The sequence below is a fragment of the Mesorhizobium sp. B2-2-3 genome (genome assembly GCF_006442405.1).
Lineage (GTDB): Bacteria > Pseudomonadota > Alphaproteobacteria > Rhizobiales > Rhizobiaceae > Mesorhizobium.
Genome location: NZ_VFWC01000011.1, coordinates 29,816 through 46,388 on the forward strand (window position 1 = coordinate 29,816; position 16,573 = coordinate 46,388).

Consider the following 16,573-nt stretch of genomic DNA (forward strand, 5'->3'; position numbering starts at 1 on the left):
CGGCGGACTGCTCCACCGCCATTCCGCTTGAAATACTACCGGGTCAGGCCGCAGGTTTGCGTCGGCGATCGGGCGTGACCGCTTCTTCGGTCAGCTGCGCGACCGCTTGGGCGAGACCCAGCGACTCCTGATCGCGCGATCCGAGGCGGCGCATGTTGACCGTCTGCTCTTCCGCCTCGCGCTTGCCGCAGACGAGGATGACCGGAACCTTGGCTAGGCTGTGCTCACGGACCTTATAGTTGATCTTCTCGTTGCGCAGATCCGCCTCGGCGGACAAGCCCGCGGCTTTCAGCTTCGCCACCACTTCGTTCGCATAGCCGTCGGCGTCCGAAGTGATCGTCGCCACCACTACCTGCAGCGGCGCGAACCACAGCGGGAAATGGCCGGAATAGTTCTCGATCAGGATGCCGAGGAAGCGCTCCATCGAGCCGCAGATGGCACGGTGCACCATGACAGGCTGTTTCTTCTCGGAATCCGAGCCGATGTAGAAGGCACCGAAACGCTCCGGCAGGTTGAAGTCGACCTGCGTGGTGCCGCATTGCCATTCGCGGCCGATGGCATCCTTCAGCACATATTCGAACTTCGGCCCGTAGAAGGCGCCCTCGCCAGGATTGATCGAGGTCTTGATGCGGTTGCCCGATCGCGTCCTGATCGTCTCCAGCACGCCGCTCATGATCGCTTCGGCGTGATCCCAGGCTTCGTCGGTGCCGACGCGCTTGTCCGGCCGGGTCGACAGCTTCACGCTGATTTCGTCGAAGCCGAAATCGGCATAGGTCGACAGAATCAGATCGTTGATACGCAGGCACTCCGACGCCAGTTGCTCCTCGGTGCAGAAAATATGCGCGTCATCCTGCGTGAAACCGCGCACGCGCATCAGCCCGTGTAGCGCGCCCGACGGCTCATAGCGATGCACATTGCCGAATTCCGCAAGCTTTACCGGCAGGTCGCGATAGGATTTCAACCCGTGCTTGAATATCTGCACATGGCCAGGACAGTTCATCGGCTTCAGCGCGAACACGCGGTCGTCATCGGTGTCGTCGCCGGCAACCGTGACCTTGAACATGGCGTCGCGGTACCAGCCCCAATGGCCCGACGTCTCCCACAGGCTCTTGTCGAGCACCTGCGGTGCGTTGACCTCCTGGTAGCCCTGCTCGTCGAGGCGGCGGCGCATGTAGTTGACCAGGTTCTGGAACATCTTCCAGCCCTTGGCATGCCAGAAGACGACACCGGGCCCCTCTTCCTGGAAATGGAACAAATCCATCTCGCGGCCGAGCTTCCTGTGGTCGCGCTTTTCGGCTTCCTCCAGCATTGTCTGGTAGGCGTCGAGCTGCGCCTGATCAGCCCACGCCGTGCCGTAGATGCGCGTCAGCATCGGGTTGTTCGAATCTCCGCGCCAATAGGCGCCCGCCACCTTCATCAGCTTGAAGGCATTGCCGATCTGCCCGGTCGAGGCCATATGCGGACCGCGGCAAAGGTCGAACCAGTCGCCTTGCGCGTAGATCTTGAGATCCTGATCGTCAGGAATGGCGTCGATCAGTTCCAGCTTGTAGCGCTCGCCCTTGTCGGCAAAGACCTTTTTGGCCTTGTCGCGCGACCAGACTTCCTTCGTGAACGGCTTGTTGCGCGCAATGATCTCGCGCATCTTCTTCTCGATCACCGGGAAGTCGTCCGGAGTGAACGGCTCGTTGCGGGCGAAGTCGTAGTAGAATCCGTTCTCGATCACCGGCCCGATGGTCACCTGCGTTCCCGGCCATATCTCCTGCACGGCCTCCGCCAGCACATGTGCCGCGTCATGGCGGATGAGTTCCAGCGCGCGCGGATCGTCGCGGGTGATGATCTCGATCTTGCCGGACTTGCCGAGCGGATCGGAGAGATCGCGCACGGTACCGTCGATGGCATAGGCCACGGCCTTCTTGGCCAGCGACTTGGAGATCGATTCGGCAAGGCCTGCACCGGTCATCGCCGCATCGTAGTCGCGCACGGAGCCATCGGGAAATGTCAGGGAAACGGCATTCAGCATCAGGTATTCTCCTATCCAGTCCCGCAAACGAGCGCGGGTGGTGAAATGCAGGTCGTCAGCCGTTCGAGGCTGCGGCCTGCCAGATAGCCGGAGGCGTCCGGCGGCGGCAGTCTTTTATGGGCAGATGCCGCCGCCGTAAAGCCTCGGCTATTTAATCAGCAGCGGCAGGTCCTTCAGGAAGGCCGCGCGCGTCGCGAGCCCCTTCGGCATATCGCTCCGCTTCGTATCGACGACGAGCCGGGCAAACACGATCTGGCGGCCGTTTTTCTGCGCCCAGCCGACGAACCAGCCGAGTGAACGCCTGTCCTTGCCGCCCTCGCCTCCCCTGGTGCTGCCCGTCTTGCCCTGGACGGTCCAGTCGCCGGCCTTGAAGCTGGGTAGGATGGCTTTCGTCATGTCGTGAGCCTTGGCCGAGACCGGTATCTTGCCGGCGAGGAGCTTACGCAGGAAATCGACCTGCTCGACCGGCGTGATCTTGAGCGAGGAGTTCACCCAGGAATGAGTCAGGCCGTCATTCTTGCCGGGATCGCCGGAAACGTCCGCATTGCCATAGCCGAACTTCGAGACGTAGCCGGCAAAGCTCTCCGGTCCAAGCCGGCGGGTGATCTCGCGTGAATACCACAGCACCGAGTCCCGCTCCCAGATCATCGGATCGACGGTCTTGTGGTCCCGCTTGACCGCCTTGAATTCAGGTTTGTAGTCCCAGCTCGGCGTGTGCTCGTCGCTTAGTATGCCGGCATCGTAACCGATCAGCGACAGCGGCACCTTGAACGTCGAGGCCGGGCTGAACCGCTGATCGCAGACGCCGTTTTGGTAAAGCGTCTTGCCGCTCTGCGCATCGGCGATCAGCGTGCATTGCACATCCCCGAGCGGCGCCGACTGCGCGCGCATCGGAAATCCCAGAAGCCAGGCAAGCAGGAACAGGACTCCGGCAAGGATGAAGGGAAGACGGTCGACATTGCGCATTGGATGCTCGCTCCAGAGGGGGGTTCGGCGAGCGGCTTAGCGAGGTCTCTTGTCTCGATTTTGTCTCAAATTCGCAGTTATTGTGCAGGCTGCCGTTAACCCTACCAGATCGTAAACGGTTGCCTTGAAGAACTGACCGGCAGTCAGCTTCGCGCCTCGTCGTGGTTGCCGCCGATCCGCCAATATCGCCACGGCGTAAACCAGACATACCGATCCGCCAGAACCTCCGGAACAAGGTCGACGCCATGGGTGCCGAATGGTCCGCAGCGCAGAACCCTGAAAAATCCCATCCAGCCGCCGGCCCAAAGGCCATGGCGGGCGATCGCCTCATGCGCGTATTCCGAGCAGGTCGGCAGGTGACGGCAGGAATTGCCGATGAAGCTGGACAGCGTCAGTTGATAGAGGCGCACCAGCGACGTGCCCAACACCCGGCCGGGGGTCTTGCGCCACGGGCCGGACCAGTTGCGGCCTTGCCGCGGCGGCCCGGCTGTATGTGTATGCCCATGCTGGTCGCCCACTGCGATCTCCGTCTTTCCACACGATAGATGTGGGCTTCATCGGGAGAACGCAATCCCGCCCCTGCTTGCTGAGCTTTCACGGGCGGAAGCGGCGAAGTGGCTGCCGATCAGCCGGCAGTGCCCATCGGCGGGGGCTAGACTGCTCTTCGTGGTGCTTCCGACGGGTCCTTTCGTCACGCCACTGATAGGTTGCAATCCGCATCACATCGCCAAAAATCTCTAGCAACTGGACCATGGCCGTATCTCCTTGACGACGAGTAGACCGCCGCTGGCCTTCGCCTTCAAACGAGTATAATTTCCACTTCGGATAATCCTGGGTTATGCGAATGAAGCGTGGGCGACTGCCGCTGACGGCCTTGAGGAGCTTTGAAGCAGCCGGGCGGCACCTGAGTTTCAGCAGGGCGGCCGAGGAGCTTTTCGTCTCGCAGGCAGCGATCAGCCGGCAGATCCGCGAGCTCGAGATCTTTCTGCGCCGGCCCCTGTTCGAACGTCACCATCGCCGCGTCGAACTGACCGATGCGGGCCGCCGGCTGCTCAGTCAGCTGGTCAGGAGTTTCGACGCCATCGACGCCCTGCTTTCCGAGTTGGTGGCGGCTCCCGCGCAGACAGTGGTTCGCGTCAGCGTCGAGCCGTCTCTGGCATCGGTATGGCTGGTGCCGCGGCTCAACCGTTTTCGCCAATTGCGGCCCGACATCGACGTTGCGCTCGAAGTCGATCCAAGGCTGATTGAGTTTCGCGGCGACCAGCCTGAACTTGCGTTACGCTTCAGTGCGCATGCTGCCTCGTGGCCGCGCAGCGAGGCCGAGCAGCTTGCCTCGACGGTCGATTCACCGGTTCTGTCGCCGGCGCTGCTTGCCGCGGGGCCTCCCCTCGACAAGCCGGCCGACCTTGGCCGCTATACGCTGTTGCATGAGGAAAACCGACAGGGTTGGGCGCGCTGGTTCGAGGCGGCCGGTGTGCCTGCCGACGCGGTGCTCGCGCGCGGTCCTATGCTGGCGGATGCGTCGCTTTCGAAGCAGGCCGCTCTGCTCGGACACGGGGTGGCGCTGGGCGATCTTCTGCAGATCGGTGAAGAGCTCGCCTCCGGCACGCTGGTCAAGCCATTCGACATCGACGTCGCGTCCGGCGCCTATTGGCTGGTGGCCAGAAGCCTGCGCGATCTCCCCGAGCCAGCCGCCGCGTTCGCCGACTGGGTGAGAAGCGAATTCGCCGAAAGCAGACGGCTCCAATAGGCCGCCAAATGGGCTATCAGGCGGCTTCTTCGGCGCGCTTCTTCTCGATCTGACCGATCGCGTCGACCACCGCGTCGAAGGTCAACATGGTCGAGGCATGGCGCGCCTTGTAGTCGCGCACCGGTTCCAGATATTTGAGATCGGCGAAGCGGCCTTCCGGCGGCGCTCCGTTCTCTTTCAGCATTTTCAGCATGGTCTCGCGCACCGCGCGCAATTCGTCGGCCGTAGCGCCAACCACATGCTGCGCCATGATGGAGGACGAGGCCTGGCCGAGCGCGCAGGCCTTCACGTCATGTGCGAAATCGGTAACCACGCCGTCCGCCATGTTGAGATCGACGGTAACGGTAGAGCCGCACAATTTGGAATGTGCCCTCGCGCTGGCATCGGGATGATCGAGCCGGCCAATCCGTGTGATATTTCCGGCAAAACCGAGAATTTTCGCATTGTAGACGTCGTTGATCATTATTTTCCAGTCCGTCGCCGCCAAGCGAACAGCGTTTGCCGCTGACGCGTCTTTCTTTCGCTCGTCATGACCATATATAATGGTGGCAGTCCGGTATCGACAAGGCGACGAAAAGCCCACGTCTTTGCCGCAGTTTGCTCACGCCGCTTACGGGGCTGGAAACCGGGCGAGTTTCCGACGCCGAAAGGTCGTGGTCCGTTCAACTCGTTCCTCCTGAGAGAGGGACTACGGGAGACGCCTTTATGGATGCCGTTATCAAGAAGTTCATGCCCCAGTCGGCCTACATGGAAAAGCCCGTCACCGACCGGCCGAGCGAGGCCGAGGTCGAGGCTGCGGTACGCACGCTTTTGCGCTGGACCGGCGACAACCCCGATCGCGAAGGGCTGGTCGACACGCCCAAGCGGGTGGCCAAGGCCTATCGGGAAATGTTCGGCGGCTATGACATGTGCCCGGCCGAAGAGCTTGGCCGCACCTTCGAGGAAGTGGCTGGTTACGACGACCTTGTCATCGTCAAGGACATCCAGTTCCATTCGCATTGCGAACATCACATGGTGCCGATCATCGGCAAAGCCCATGTCGGCTATCTGCCGGACGGCAAGGTCGTCGGCCTGTCCAAGATCGCGCGCGTGGTCGATATCTTCGCCCATCGCCTGCAGACCCAGGAAGCCATGACCGCGCAGATCGCCGGCGTCATTCAGGATGTGCTCAATCCGCGCGGCGTTGCCGTGATGATCGAGGCCGAGCACATGTGCATGGCCATGCGCGGCATCCGCAAGCAGGGCTCCACCACGCTGACCTCGACCTTCACCGGCGTGTTCAAGGATACTCCCGAAGAACAGGTTCGTTTCGTCACCATGGTGCGTGGCGGTGGGGTGTAAGCCGCCTCGCCCGGCATCGCCGAACCATGATTCCGAAAGTGGCTACCGGTTTTCGGATAATTATGGTCAAACAGGAAGATAGCCCGGCGATGTCGGCACTGGAATTTCCGAAGGCTCCCTCAGACAAGAAAGCGCTGGAAGAAGGCGCGGTGTTTTCACCGCGCTTCGATGCCGCCGGCCTGGTCACCGTCGTCGTCACCGATGCGGCAGACGGCGTGCTTTTGATGGTCGCGCACATGAATGCGCAGGCTCTGGCGTTGACGCTTGAAACAGGTATCGCCCACTACTGGTCGCGTTCGCGCAATGCGCTGTGGAAGAAGGGCGAAACGTCAGGCAATCTCCAGCATGTCATCGAGGTGCTCACGGATTGTGACCAGGACGCCATATGGTTGCGCGTCAAAGTGCTAGGCCACGACGCAACTTGTCACACAGGCCGGCGTTCCTGCTTCTATCGGACGGTGGGGCTGATCGACGGCAAGGCGATGCTTGCCGACGATGGCAGCGAGCCCTTGTTCGATGCGGAAAAAACGTATCGGAAGCTCCCGTGAATGACCAGCTTGAACCTTTTGCCCGCAGCCAACCACATAGATTCACCATTTCGATACGGCCCGCCTATATATTAGCTGTGGGACAAGGGAGATCATGATGCTCGAGTGGGCGTCATTGCGTAACAGAGCGGACGTACGAGAGGCGAATGGTCCCGCTTCGTCCGGCGGCGCGTCCGAAACAACATCACCAAAGAAAACTGGCATCTCGCTTGCACTGGGCGGCGGTTGCGCAAGAGGCTGGGCGCATATCGGCGTGCTGCGCGCGCTCGATGAAGCCGGCATCGAGGTTTCGATGATTGCCGGCACCTCGATCGGCGCGCTGGTCGGCGGCTGTTACCTCGCCGGAAAACTGGACGAGTTGGAAGAGTTCGCCCGCAGCCTAACCAGGCGGCGCATCTTCGGCCTGCTCGATCTAAACCTGCGCGGCAGCGGTCTGTTCGGCGGCATGAAGCTGGATGCTCGCCTGCGTGAGCATGTGGCCGGCATTCGCTTTGAGGATTTGTCCAAGCCGTTCGTCGCGGTCGCTTCCGAAATCCGCACCGGCCATGAGATTTGGCTGTCGAACGGTTCGCTGATAACAGCCATGCGCGCTTCCTATGCCTTGCCCGGCGTGTTCGAGCCGGTGACTTGCAATGGTCGCGTGCTGGTCGACGGAGCTTTGGTCAATCCGGTGCCGGTGTCGGTCTGCCGTGCCTATGAGCAGCCGCTGGTTGTCGCGGTCAACCTTCATTACGACCTGTTCGGCCGTGCCGCCGTCATCAAGCATAGCGCCGGCGAACTGGTCGTCGAGAACGATGCACCGCGCAGTGGCCAATTCGACCCGGAGCACCGGGCGCATCAGACGCGGCTTGGCATCACCGGCGTCATGGTCGAGGCCTTCAACATCATCCAAGACCGAATCTCGCGCGCCAGGCTTGCCGGCGATCCGCCGGACATGTCGCTGCAGCCCAAGCTCAGCCACATCGGTCTGACCGAATTCCACCGCGCCGATGAGGCGATCCAGATCGGCTATAGGGCAACGATGGCACAGATCGGCGAACTGACCCGGCTTCAGACGGTTCTCGCCTGATCAAAGACGCATCAGGCGCGTGCCGCGTCGACGATGCGGAACTGCACGCTGCGATTGCCGTTCCAGTAATTGCCCGACAATGAGCCGGCGACGTGGATCGTCTTACCGCGGTTCTTGAACAGGAAGTCGCCGAGCACGGTGTCGACGGCACGAAAGGCGATCGCCTGGATGCGACCGCCACTGCCCGACTGGAGGTCGGCGCGGATGTGGTTGGTGCCGACCAGCCGGGCGTCGGCCAGCCGATGGCGAGGCAGCGCGAAAACAGGCGCGACATGCCCTGCACCGAACGGGCCGGCCTTTTCCAGCGCATCCAGCAAGGCCAGCGTCGCACCCTCGGCGGCAAGCGCGCCGTCGATCGCCAGGCTTTCCTCGTCTTGCAATCGGAACACGTCGGCTGCTGCGCGCTCCTCGAAAAATGCCCTGAGCTCGCCGAGCCGCGTGCGCTCGACGGTAATGCCGGCTGCCATGCCATGGCCGCCGCCCTTGACGATCAGCCCGGCATCTGCGGCTTCGCGCACCAGCCGGCCGAGATCGAAGCCCGACACCGAGCGACCTGAACCGGTGCCGGTGCCGGTGGCGTTGAAGGCGATGGCGAAGGCCGGCCGTCGGGCATGGTCCTTGAGCCTGGAGGCAAGCAGGCCGACGATGCCGGGATGCCAGTTGGTGCTAGCGGTAACGACGATGGCCGGCCCGCTGCCGCCGGCAAGCTCGGCATCGGCCTCGGCACGCGCCGCGGCCAGCATCTCGTGTTCCATCAGCTGCCGCTCCTGGTTGAGCCGATCGAGCGTCTCGGCGATGGTGCGGGCCTCGACCGGATCGTCGGTCGCAAGCAGCCGGCTGCCGAGGGCGGCGTCGCCGATGCGCCCGCCGGCGTTTATGCGCGGTCCGATCAGGTAGGCCAGATGGAAGGTGCTGAGCGGCTCGCCAACGCGCGAGACCCGCGCCAGCGCAGACATTCCCTCGTTCTTCTGCTGGCGCGCCACTTGCAAGCCCTTGACGACGAAGGCACGGTTGACGCCGGTGAGCGGCACCACATCGCAGACCGTGGCCAGCGCCACGAGATCGAGCAGCGAGAGCAGGTCCGGCGGCGTGGCGTCGGCCAGCCGGCCGCGCAGGACCTTGGCCGTCTGCACCAGCGCGAGAAAAACCACTCCGGCGGCGCAGAGATGGCCCTGCCCGGAAAGGTCGTCGTCGCGGTTGGGGTTGACCACCGCGTGTGCCGCCGGCAAGGCGCCGCCGACCTGGTGATGGTCGAGCACCACGACATCGGCACCGGCGGCATTGGCCGCGTCGATGGAAGCCGCGCTGTTGGTGCCGCAATCGACGGTGACGATCAGCGTCGCGCCGCGCGAGACGAGCTCGCGCATGGCTTCGGGATTGGGACCGTAACCCTCGAAGATACGATCGGGAATGTAGATTTCCGACGATATCGAGAAATGCGCGAGGAAGCGTTTGAGCAAGGCCGACGAGGCGGCGCCATCGACATCGTAGTCGCCGAAGATCGCCACCTTCTCCCGGGCCATCACCGCGGCGGCTATTCGAATGGCCGCCTTGTCCATGTCGGTCAGCGAAGCCGGGTCCGGCAGCAGGTCGCGGATCGTCGGGTCGAGAAAGCGCTCCGCCTGTTCCGCCGTCACGCCACGTCCGGCAAGCACGCGCGCGACGATATCGGGCACGCCGTGCCCCTGTGCGATGGCAAGCGCGACCATGTCCTGCCGCTCGGTCAGCCGATGTTCCCAGGAAACACCGGTGGCCGACTGTCGGACATCGAGAAAAAGGCGTCTCTCGCCCGTCATGCGAGGCGACGTTTGCGGATGATCATTGCCCACAATATGCGACGGCCAGTCAGGAATGCATCAAAACTTTTCCAGGTCCTGATGCCGGGCCTTGATCTCGCGCACGGTGCGCGACGACGAGCGCAGCACGATCGTGTGCGTTGTGATGTAGTTGCGGCCGAACTTGACGCCTGCCAGCATGTTGCCGTCGGTGACGCCGGTGGCCGCGAACAACACATCGCCGCGCGCCATGTCCTCGGCCCGGTAGACCCGCTTCGGGTCGGCAATACCCATCTTGCCGGCGCGGGCGACCTTTTCGGGCGTGTCGAGGATCAAGCGGCCCTGCATCTGGCCACCCGTGCAGCGCAGCGCCGCGGCGGCCAGCACCCCCTCCGGCGCGCCGCCAATGCCGAGATAGATGTCGATGCCGGTTTCCTCGGGATCGGTGGTGTGGATGACACCGGCGACGTCGCCATCGCCGATCAGCCGGATTGCCGCCCCGGTGGCGCGCACGGCGTCGATCAGCTTGCCATGGCGCGGACGGTCGAGGATGCAAGCGGTAACGTCGGACACCGCGACGCCCTTGGCCTTTGCCAGGCTGGCTATGTTTTCGGCCGGCGAGGCATCGATGTCGATGACGCCCTCGGCATAGCCCGGGCCGATGGCGATCTTGTCCATGTAGACGTCGGGCGCGAACAGCAGGCTGCCCTTCTCGGCGATGGCGATCACGGCCAGCGCGTTGGGCAGGTTCTTGGCGCAGATCGTGGTGCCTTCCAGCGGGTCAAGCGCAATGTCGACCGCCGGGCCTTTGCCGGTGCCGACCTCCTCTCCGATATAGAGCATCGGCGCCTCGTCCCGCTCGCCTTCGCCGATCACCACCGTGCCCTTGATGGCGAGGCGATTGAGCTCCTGGCGCATGGCGTCCACCGCGACCTGGTCGGCGGCCTTTTCGTCACCGCGTCCGCGCAGCCTGGCGGCCGCGACGGCGGCGCGCTCGGTTACGCGCACCAGTTCCATGGTGAGTATCCGGTCAAGTCCGGCGATAATGTTGTGGGCCACGTTCATCAGGTCGATCCTCGTTCGCATGCCGCCTCCCGCCGGAGGCGCGCCTCTTGTGTCAAACGAGCATGACAACGGCAAGACCTCTCGAAGGTTTTCTCGAAAAGCCTGCAATATCAATCGATTAAACTATGGATAGCACGATTCCGGCGAACTTGGGCCGCTTTCAAAGTAGGTATCGAGATCTAAAACACGGCCAGATATTTCAATAGCGAAACGATGCCGATGATGATGCCGATGATCTGCGCGATCTGCCGCATCCTGGCATCCAGCGGCAATCGCTGAATGAGATAAAGCACCAGAATGATCACGAGGAACGTGATCAGAATACCGATCAGGACGGAAGAAGCCATGGTGCTCCCCTGGAAATTGCTCGATGGACAGGTAAGCCGGCAAACCCGGTTCGGTCGTTACCGGATCAATACCAGCGGCGCTGGGTGTCATTCATCGATTGGCCAACGGCGAGGCCGGCCAGAAAACCCAGCAGCCCGATGACGCCGACCACAGCCGTCGTCGTGCCCGGATTTTCCCGCGCGACCTCCGAGACCGCCTGCGCCTGGCTGCGCAACTGCTGAGCCGTTCGCGACGCACGGCTCGCCGCGCTGTCGTAGACATCGGATGCCTGAGCCGAGGCCTCGTCAACCAGTTCCGCACCTCGCTCCGAAAGGCTCTTGTTGATCCTGGTGATCTCCTTGCGCAGATCGGCGATCTGCTTTTCGAGCGTCTTTTGGATGTCGTCGATCTGGGGGGTGTCGGATTTCGATGTTTCGGCCATTGGCATTCCCTCGGTTTGCACCTCGGGAGAACGGCGCTGGCCGGGATTGGTTCCGGCGAGCCAAGCAGCGGCATCGGCCGCAACAGTATCGTCGCAGCAATCCAGTGGTGCGCGACGGAAGGAAATATCTATCCTGCCCGTTCGATCCGGATGACCTGCGGCTTGTCGGTCAGGTGACCATCCTTGGTGATACCGTCCACGGCCTTGCGCACCGCGGCTTCGGTGGTCTCGTGGGTGACGAGGATCACCGTCTTTTGCGCCGCCGCTTCGCCGCTGATCGCGTGCTGGACGATCGATTCCAGCGAGATATCGTTGTCGGCCATGCGCTTGGCGATGGCCGCGAACACGCCAATGCGGTCATGCACGGTCAGCCGGATGAAATAGCCGCCGGCATGGCTGCGCATCTGCGCCTTCTTGTAAGGCTTCAATTCCCTCGCCGGCCTGCCGAAGACCGGGCCGTGCTGGAAGCCGGGACGGCTCTTTGCTATATCGGCGATGTCGCCGATGACGGCCGAGGCGGTGGCATTGCCGCCGGCGCCGGGGCCGGAGAGCAGCAGTTCGCCGAGGATGTCGGTCTCGATCGCCACCGCATTGATGACGCCGTGGACCTGCGCGATCACCGAGGCCGTCGGCACCATGGTCGGATGCACGCGCTGCTCGATGCCGCTCTCGGTGCGCTGGGCGACGCCAAGCAGCTTGATCCGGTAGCCGAGATCGCCGGCCGCACGGATATCGGCCTGGGTGATGTTCGAGATGCCTTCCATGTAGATGTCGTTGGCGGCGATCTTGGTGCCGAAGGCCAGGCTGGTCAGGATCGACAGCTTGTGCGCGGTGTCATGGCCTTCGATGTCGAAGGTCGGGTCGGCCTCGGCATAGCCCAGCCGCTGCGCGTCCTTGAGGCAGGCGTCGAACGAGATGCCTTCGGCCTCCATCCGGGTCAGGATATAGTTGCAGGTACCGTTGAGAATACCGAAGACACGGGTGACCGAGTTGCCGGCCATCGCCTCGCGCATCGTCTTGATAACGGGAATGCCGCCCGCCACCGCGGCCTCGTAGTTGAGCAGCACGCCCTTCTTCTCGGCGATCTCGGCGAGCGCGACGCCATGTTTGGCCAGCAGCGCCTTGTTCGCGGTAACGACATGGCGGCCGGCTTCGAGCGCCGCCCTGACCGCCGCGAACGCCGGCCCCTCGTCGCCGCCGATCAGCTCGACGAAAACGTCGATCTCGGCGGCCTGCGCCATCTTGACCGGATCGTCGAACCATTTGGCGGCATTGAGATCGACGCCGCGGTCGCGCTTGGGATCACGCGCCGAAACCGCCGATACGACGATGTCGCGCCCACACTGCCGTGTCAGCTCCGCCGCCTTGTTGCGCAGCACGCGCGCCACCGAGGCGCCGACCGTGCCGAGGCCGGCAATTCCAACACGCAGAGCTTCAGCCATGGCCGGCGATGTCCCCCGAAAGATCAAACGAAATTGTGTGCGGAAAGCTTACCGATGGGCGGAAAGCGGCACGACATTGTTGGGTTGCTTGGCACTGGTCGCCAGGAAGCGCTTGATGTTGCGCGCCGCCTGCCGGATCCGGTGCTCGTTCTCGACCAGCGCGACACGCACGAAATCATCGCCGTGTTCGCCGAAGCCGACGCCTGGCGCCACCGCAACGTCGGCATGTTCGATGAGCAGCTTGGAGAATTCGAGCGAGCCGAGATGGCGGAACGGCTCGGGAATCGGCGCCCAGGCGAACATGGACGCAGCCGGAGCCGGAATGGTCCAGCCCGCGCGGCCGAAGGCATCCACCATCACGTCGCGCCGCTTGTGGTAGATGTCGCGCACTTCGGCGATGTCGGCGCCATCGCCGTTGAGGGCGTGTGCGGCCGCCACCTGGATCGGGGTGAACGCACCGTAATCGAGATAGGATTTCACCCGGGTCAGCGCCGAGATAAGCCGCTCGTTGCCGACCGCAAAGCCCATGCGCCAGCCGGGCATGGAGAAGGTCTTCGACATGGAGGTGAACTCGACGCAAACGTCGATCGCGCCCGGCACCTGCAGCACCGAAGGCGGCGGATTGCCGTCGAAATAGATCTCCGAATAGGCAAGGTCCGACAGGATGATGATGTCGTTCTTCTTCGCGAACGCCACCACGTCCTTGTAAAAATCGAGCGAGGCGACCAGCGCCGTCGGGTTCGACGGGTAGTTGAGGATCAGCGCCAGCGGCTTCGGAATCGAATGGCGGATGCCGCGCTCGACCGCCGGGATGAAACCGTCATCGGGTTCCACCTGCAGCGACCGGATGACGCCGCCCGACATGATGAAGCCGAAAGCATGGATCGGGTAGGTTGGATTCGGGCACAGGATCACGTCGCCAGGGGCGGTGATCGCCTGCGCCATGTTGGCGAAGCCCTCTTTCGAACCCAGCGTTGCCACCACTTGCGTATCGGGATCAAGCTTCACGCCGAAGCGGCGCTGATAGTAAGCGGCCTGGGCGCGGCGCAGGCCCGGAATGCCGCGCGAGGAGGAATAGCGATGGGTGCGCGGATCGCGCACCACTTCGCACAACTTGTCGACGATTGCCTTGGGCGTCGGCAGGTCCGGATTGCCCATGCCGAGGTCGATGATGTCGGCGCCGCGCGAGCGGGCGCTGGCCTTGAGCCGGTTGACCTGCTCGAAGACATAGGGCGGAAGCCGGCGGACCTTGTGAAACTCTTCCATGGCAGTTCCAGACATCACTTGGCGTTTGGCAAGGCGCGCCGTGTCGGCAAGTGCCTTGGGCGCGCGCTATATACTTATTTGCAGGTAGGGTCGAGGGTGGGGTCGCATTTGCCTTCGATCTGCTTCAGCGTCTGCGCGCCATGCTTGCTGGCCAGGTCCGTCAGCGCCGCCTGATTGGTGACGTTGGGGGCGCCGCCATTGGCTGCCTGCGCGCTTTCGTCTCCCTTCAATTCCGCGAGCCTGGCATTCCTCTCGGCATCGGTGAACTGTTTGGCCGCTACTTTCGGCGGGATGTTCAGGTTCGGAAAGGTGCCGGTATCCTTCGGTCCCGCTGATGTGGCGATGGGCACCGGGCCGCTGGTATTGGTGCTCGAGCAGGCCCCAAGGCACAGCAGGGCAATTGCCGCACCGATGCGGCAAAAACGACCGGCGCCGAAAAAAACAGTCTCGCCAATGTTAATCGTCATATTGTTTCCTTGGCAGCCGGGGTAGAGCGAGGTTGGACCCAGTCGGATGTCCCATGGTAATATGTCAAGAAAACGCTTCGGGAGGAACCCCGCGCACCATGTCCAAAACACCCGATTCGGGCAAAGCGGAAGATGGCGGACCTTCGACGGTCGAGCAATATCTGGTGAAGGACCCGGAACGCTTCGCCCTGAACATGGCGCGCATGATCGAGCAGGCCGGCAAGGCGGCTTCCGCCTGGGCCGAGCCGCGCGAGAAGGGCGAAGTGCGCGACCATGTCGCCGAACCGGTCGTCGACATGGTGAAGACCTTCTCCAAGCTCAGCGAATACTGGCTTGCCGACCCACAACGCGCGCTCGAAGCGCAGACGCGGCTGTTCGCCGGCTATATGACGGTTTGGGCGAACGCCATCCAGCGCGTCAGCGCCGATGCCGAGCGAACCGAGGACGCGGTCAAGCCGGAGCGCGGCGACAAGCGTTTCCAGGATCCGGAATGGGGCCGCAACGCCTTCTTCGATTTCTTGAAACAGGCCTATCTCGTCACCTCGCGCTGGGCGGCTGATCTTGTCGAGCACGCCGAAGGCCTGGATGACCACACCCGCCACAAGGCGAGCTTCTACGTCAAGCAGGTGTCCAACGCCATCTCGCCGTCGAATTTCATCCTGACCAATCCGGAACTGTTTCGCGAAACCATCGCCTCGAACGGCGAAAATCTTGTGCGCGGCATGAAGATGCTGGCCGAGGACATCGCGGCCGGCAAGGGCGACCTGAAGCTGCGTCAGGCCGACTACTCGCCCTTCGAGATCGGCCGCAACATCGCCACCACCCCCGGCAAGGTGGTCGGCCGCAGCGACGTCGCCGAGATCATTCAATACGATCCCGCCACCGAGACGGTGCTGAAACGGCCGCTGCTGATCTGCCCGCCCTGGATCAACAAGTTCTACATACTCGACCTCAACCCGCAGAAATCCTTCATCCGCTGGGCGATCGAACAGGGCCACACCGTGTTCGTCATCTCCTGGATCAACCCTGATGAACGCCACGGCATGAAGAACTGGGAGGCTTATACAAGAGAGGGGCTGCAATACGGCCTCGACACTATCGAGAAGGCCACAGGCGAGAAAGAGGTCAACGCTATCGGCTACTGCGTCGGCGGCACGTTGCTGGCGGCGGCGCTTGCCCTGCTGGCGCAGGAGGGTGACGATCGCATCAAATCGGCGACCTTCTTCACCACCCAGGTCGATTTCACCTATGCCGGCGACCTCAAGGTGTTCGTCGACGAGGAACAGGTCGCGGCGGTGGAAAAGGCGATGAACGAAAAGGGCTATCTCGACGGCACCAAGATGGCGACCGCCTTCAACATGCTGCGCTCGGGCGACCTGATCTGGCCCTATGTCGTCAACAACTACATGCGCGGCAAGGATCCCCTGCCCTTCGACCTGCTTTACTGGAATGCCGATTCGACACGCATGGCGGCGGCCAACCACTCCTTCTATTTGCGCAACTGCTATCTCGAGAACAACCTCTCGCGCGGCAGGATGGAACTTGCCGGACGCACCGTTTCGCTCGCCGACATCAAGATCCCCGTCTACAACCTCGCCTCCAGGGAAGACCACATCGCTCCCGCGCTGTCCGTCTTCCTCGGCTCGAAATATTTCGGTGGCGAGGTCGAATACGTGATGGCGGGCTCCGGTCATATCGCCGGCGTCGTCAACCCGCCCGCATCGGGCAAGTACCAGTACTGGACCGGCGGCAAGCCGGAGGGCGACTTCGGCGAGTGGATCGCAAGGGCCACCGACCATCCTGGCTCCTGGTGGCCGCACTGGCAGAGCTGGATAGAGGCTAAGGACAATAATCGCGTGCCTGCCCGCAAAGCAGGCAAGCATATGAAAACTTTTGGTGATGCCCCCGGCACCTATGTCAAGGTGCGTGTGTAACCGACTGTAATGTCTGGTGAGTTGACGGACCCGTAAAAGCGGGCGAAATGGTGTCGTCAACCATCTTGCCGCCTAAATTCGGCAATTGCCGCAAAAATACTTCCAGGCTTGCTGATTTGACACAGGTCTCGTTTCCGGATCGGAGACAAGGGGCACCTCGA

At 62.8% G+C, this 16,573-nt stretch carries 16 protein-coding genes; 5 read left to right on the forward strand and 11 right to left on the reverse strand.

Annotation, left to right across the window (positions count from 1 at the left end; all coding sequences use genetic code 11):
• Window positions 1-43: 43 nt before the first annotated feature.
• The 3 genes from thrS to yidD form a co-directional block, all read right to left on the reverse strand.
• On the reverse strand, window positions 44-2,020 hold the full coding sequence (thrS, locus tag FJ951_RS20390; protein ID WP_140517051.1) for a threonine--tRNA ligase: 1,977 nt from the start codon (window positions 2,018-2,020) through the stop codon (window positions 44-46).
• Between the two features lie 147 nt (window positions 2,021-2,167).
• Window positions 2,168-2,986: a class D beta-lactamase gene (gene blaOXA / locus FJ951_RS20395; protein ID WP_140517053.1), complete on the reverse strand. Its 819-nt coding sequence runs from the start codon at window positions 2,984-2,986 to the stop codon at window positions 2,168-2,170.
• Window positions 2,987-3,129: 143 nt separating this feature from the next.
• The gene (yidD, locus tag FJ951_RS20400; RefSeq protein WP_140495829.1) at window positions 3,130-3,504 is read right to left on the reverse strand and encodes a membrane protein insertion efficiency factor YidD; all 375 of its coding nucleotides are present in this window, start codon (window positions 3,502-3,504) and stop codon (window positions 3,130-3,132) included.
• Window positions 3,505-3,830: 326 nt separating this feature from the next.
• On the opposite strand from yidD, the gene FJ951_RS20405 reads away from it, so the two are divergent.
• Window positions 3,831-4,736: a LysR substrate-binding domain-containing protein gene (locus tag FJ951_RS20405; protein ID WP_140517055.1), complete on the forward strand. Its 906-nt coding sequence runs from the start codon at window positions 3,831-3,833 to the stop codon at window positions 4,734-4,736.
• Between the two features lie 16 nt (window positions 4,737-4,752).
• Here the strand turns inward: FJ951_RS20405 and FJ951_RS20410 are convergent, their stop codons facing one another.
• On the reverse strand, window positions 4,753-5,199 hold the full coding sequence (locus FJ951_RS20410; protein WP_140495827.1) for an iron-sulfur cluster assembly scaffold protein: 447 nt from the start codon (window positions 5,197-5,199) through the stop codon (window positions 4,753-4,755).
• 242 nt (window positions 5,200-5,441) lie between these two features.
• Between FJ951_RS20410 and folE the strand changes: the two genes are divergently transcribed.
• The 3 genes from folE (at window position 5,442) to FJ951_RS20425 (ending at window position 7,694) form a co-directional block, all read left to right on the forward strand.
• Window positions 5,442-6,077, forward strand: a complete 636-nt coding sequence (gene folE / locus FJ951_RS20415) for a GTP cyclohydrolase I FolE (RefSeq protein ID WP_140517057.1) — start codon at window positions 5,442-5,444, stop codon at window positions 6,075-6,077.
• A gap of 89 nt (window positions 6,078-6,166) precedes the next feature.
• Window positions 6,167-6,625: a phosphoribosyl-AMP cyclohydrolase gene (hisI, locus tag FJ951_RS20420; protein ID WP_140517282.1), complete on the forward strand. Its 459-nt coding sequence runs from the start codon at window positions 6,167-6,169 to the stop codon at window positions 6,623-6,625.
• A gap of 97 nt (window positions 6,626-6,722) precedes the next feature.
• A complete protein-coding gene (locus FJ951_RS20425; RefSeq protein WP_140517059.1) occupies window positions 6,723-7,694 on the forward strand; it encodes a patatin family protein in 972 nt (323 codons plus the stop codon).
• Window positions 7,695-7,705: 11 nt separating this feature from the next.
• Here the strand turns inward: FJ951_RS20425 and recJ are convergent, their stop codons facing one another.
• The 7 genes from recJ to FJ951_RS20460 all read right to left on the reverse strand — a co-directional run bounded on the left by recJ (window position 7,706) and on the right by FJ951_RS20460 (window position 14,478).
• The gene (gene recJ / locus FJ951_RS20430) at window positions 7,706-9,490 is read right to left on the reverse strand and encodes a single-stranded-DNA-specific exonuclease RecJ (protein WP_140517061.1); all 1,785 of its coding nucleotides are present in this window, start codon (window positions 9,488-9,490) and stop codon (window positions 7,706-7,708) included.
• A 60-nt stretch (window positions 9,491-9,550) separates the two neighbouring features.
• Window positions 9,551-10,534 (reverse strand): class II fructose-bisphosphatase, encoded by a 984-nt coding sequence (glpX, locus tag FJ951_RS20435; protein ID WP_140495884.1) that lies wholly within the window; start codon window positions 10,532-10,534, stop codon window positions 9,551-9,553.
• A 179-nt stretch (window positions 10,535-10,713) separates the two neighbouring features.
• Complete coding sequence (locus FJ951_RS20440; protein ID WP_140517063.1) at window positions 10,714-10,881, reverse strand: Thivi_2564 family membrane protein; 168 nt, start codon at window positions 10,879-10,881, stop codon at window positions 10,714-10,716.
• Between the two features lie 65 nt (window positions 10,882-10,946).
• Window positions 10,947-11,303: a hypothetical protein gene (locus tag FJ951_RS20445; RefSeq protein ID WP_140517065.1), complete on the reverse strand. Its 357-nt coding sequence runs from the start codon at window positions 11,301-11,303 to the stop codon at window positions 10,947-10,949.
• A gap of 128 nt (window positions 11,304-11,431) precedes the next feature.
• Window positions 11,432-12,745 (reverse strand): homoserine dehydrogenase, encoded by a 1,314-nt coding sequence (locus FJ951_RS20450; RefSeq protein ID WP_140517067.1) that lies wholly within the window; start codon window positions 12,743-12,745, stop codon window positions 11,432-11,434.
• A gap of 48 nt (window positions 12,746-12,793) precedes the next feature.
• On the reverse strand, window positions 12,794-14,011 hold the full coding sequence (locus tag FJ951_RS20455) for an LL-diaminopimelate aminotransferase (RefSeq protein WP_140495820.1): 1,218 nt from the start codon (window positions 14,009-14,011) through the stop codon (window positions 12,794-12,796).
• Between the two features lie 74 nt (window positions 14,012-14,085).
• Window positions 14,086-14,478, reverse strand: a complete 393-nt coding sequence (locus FJ951_RS20460) for a hypothetical protein (protein ID WP_140495819.1) — start codon at window positions 14,476-14,478, stop codon at window positions 14,086-14,088.
• A gap of 98 nt (window positions 14,479-14,576) precedes the next feature.
• Between FJ951_RS20460 and phaC the strand changes: the two genes are divergently transcribed.
• The gene (gene phaC, locus FJ951_RS20465) at window positions 14,577-16,412 is read left to right on the forward strand and encodes a class I poly(R)-hydroxyalkanoic acid synthase (protein WP_140517069.1); all 1,836 of its coding nucleotides are present in this window, start codon (window positions 14,577-14,579) and stop codon (window positions 16,410-16,412) included.
• Window positions 16,413-16,573 lie beyond the last annotated feature (161 nt).

Excerpts from the sequence above, each read along its gene's own strand:
- thrS (WP_140517051.1), bottom strand. The coding sequence starts at position 2,020 with ATGCTGAATGCCGTTTCCCTGACATTTCCCGATGGCTCCGTGCGCGAC.
- blaOXA (WP_140517053.1), bottom strand. The coding sequence starts at position 2,986 with ATGCGCAATGTCGACCGTCTTCCCTTCATCCTTGCCGGAGTCCTGTTC.
- FJ951_RS20405 (WP_140517055.1), top strand. The coding sequence starts at position 3,831 with ATGAAGCGTGGGCGACTGCCGCTGACGGCCTTGAGGAGCTTTGAAGCA.
- FJ951_RS20410 (WP_140495827.1), bottom strand. The coding sequence starts at position 5,199 with ATGATCAACGACGTCTACAATGCGAAAATTCTCGGTTTTGCCGGAAAT.
- folE (WP_140517057.1), top strand. The coding sequence starts at position 5,442 with ATGGATGCCGTTATCAAGAAGTTCATGCCCCAGTCGGCCTACATGGAA.
- hisI (WP_140517282.1), top strand. The coding sequence starts at position 6,167 with ATGTCGGCACTGGAATTTCCGAAGGCTCCCTCAGACAAGAAAGCGCTG.
- FJ951_RS20425 (WP_140517059.1), top strand. The coding sequence starts at position 6,723 with ATGCTCGAGTGGGCGTCATTGCGTAACAGAGCGGACGTACGAGAGGCG.
- recJ (WP_140517061.1), bottom strand. The coding sequence starts at position 9,490 with ATGACGGGCGAGAGACGCCTTTTTCTCGATGTCCGACAGTCGGCCACC.
- glpX (WP_140495884.1), bottom strand. The coding sequence starts at position 10,534 with ATGAACGTGGCCCACAACATTATCGCCGGACTTGACCGGATACTCACC.
- FJ951_RS20440 (WP_140517063.1), bottom strand. The coding sequence starts at position 10,881 with ATGGCTTCTTCCGTCCTGATCGGTATTCTGATCACGTTCCTCGTGATC.
- FJ951_RS20445 (WP_140517065.1), bottom strand. The coding sequence starts at position 11,303 with ATGGCCGAAACATCGAAATCCGACACCCCCCAGATCGACGACATCCAA.
- FJ951_RS20450 (WP_140517067.1), bottom strand. The coding sequence starts at position 12,745 with ATGGCTGAAGCTCTGCGTGTTGGAATTGCCGGCCTCGGCACGGTCGGC.
- FJ951_RS20455 (WP_140495820.1), bottom strand. The coding sequence starts at position 14,011 with ATGGAAGAGTTTCACAAGGTCCGCCGGCTTCCGCCCTATGTCTTCGAG.
- FJ951_RS20460 (WP_140495819.1), bottom strand. The coding sequence starts at position 14,478 with ATGACGATTAACATTGGCGAGACTGTTTTTTTCGGCGCCGGTCGTTTT.
- phaC (WP_140517069.1), top strand. The coding sequence starts at position 14,577 with ATGTCCAAAACACCCGATTCGGGCAAAGCGGAAGATGGCGGACCTTCG.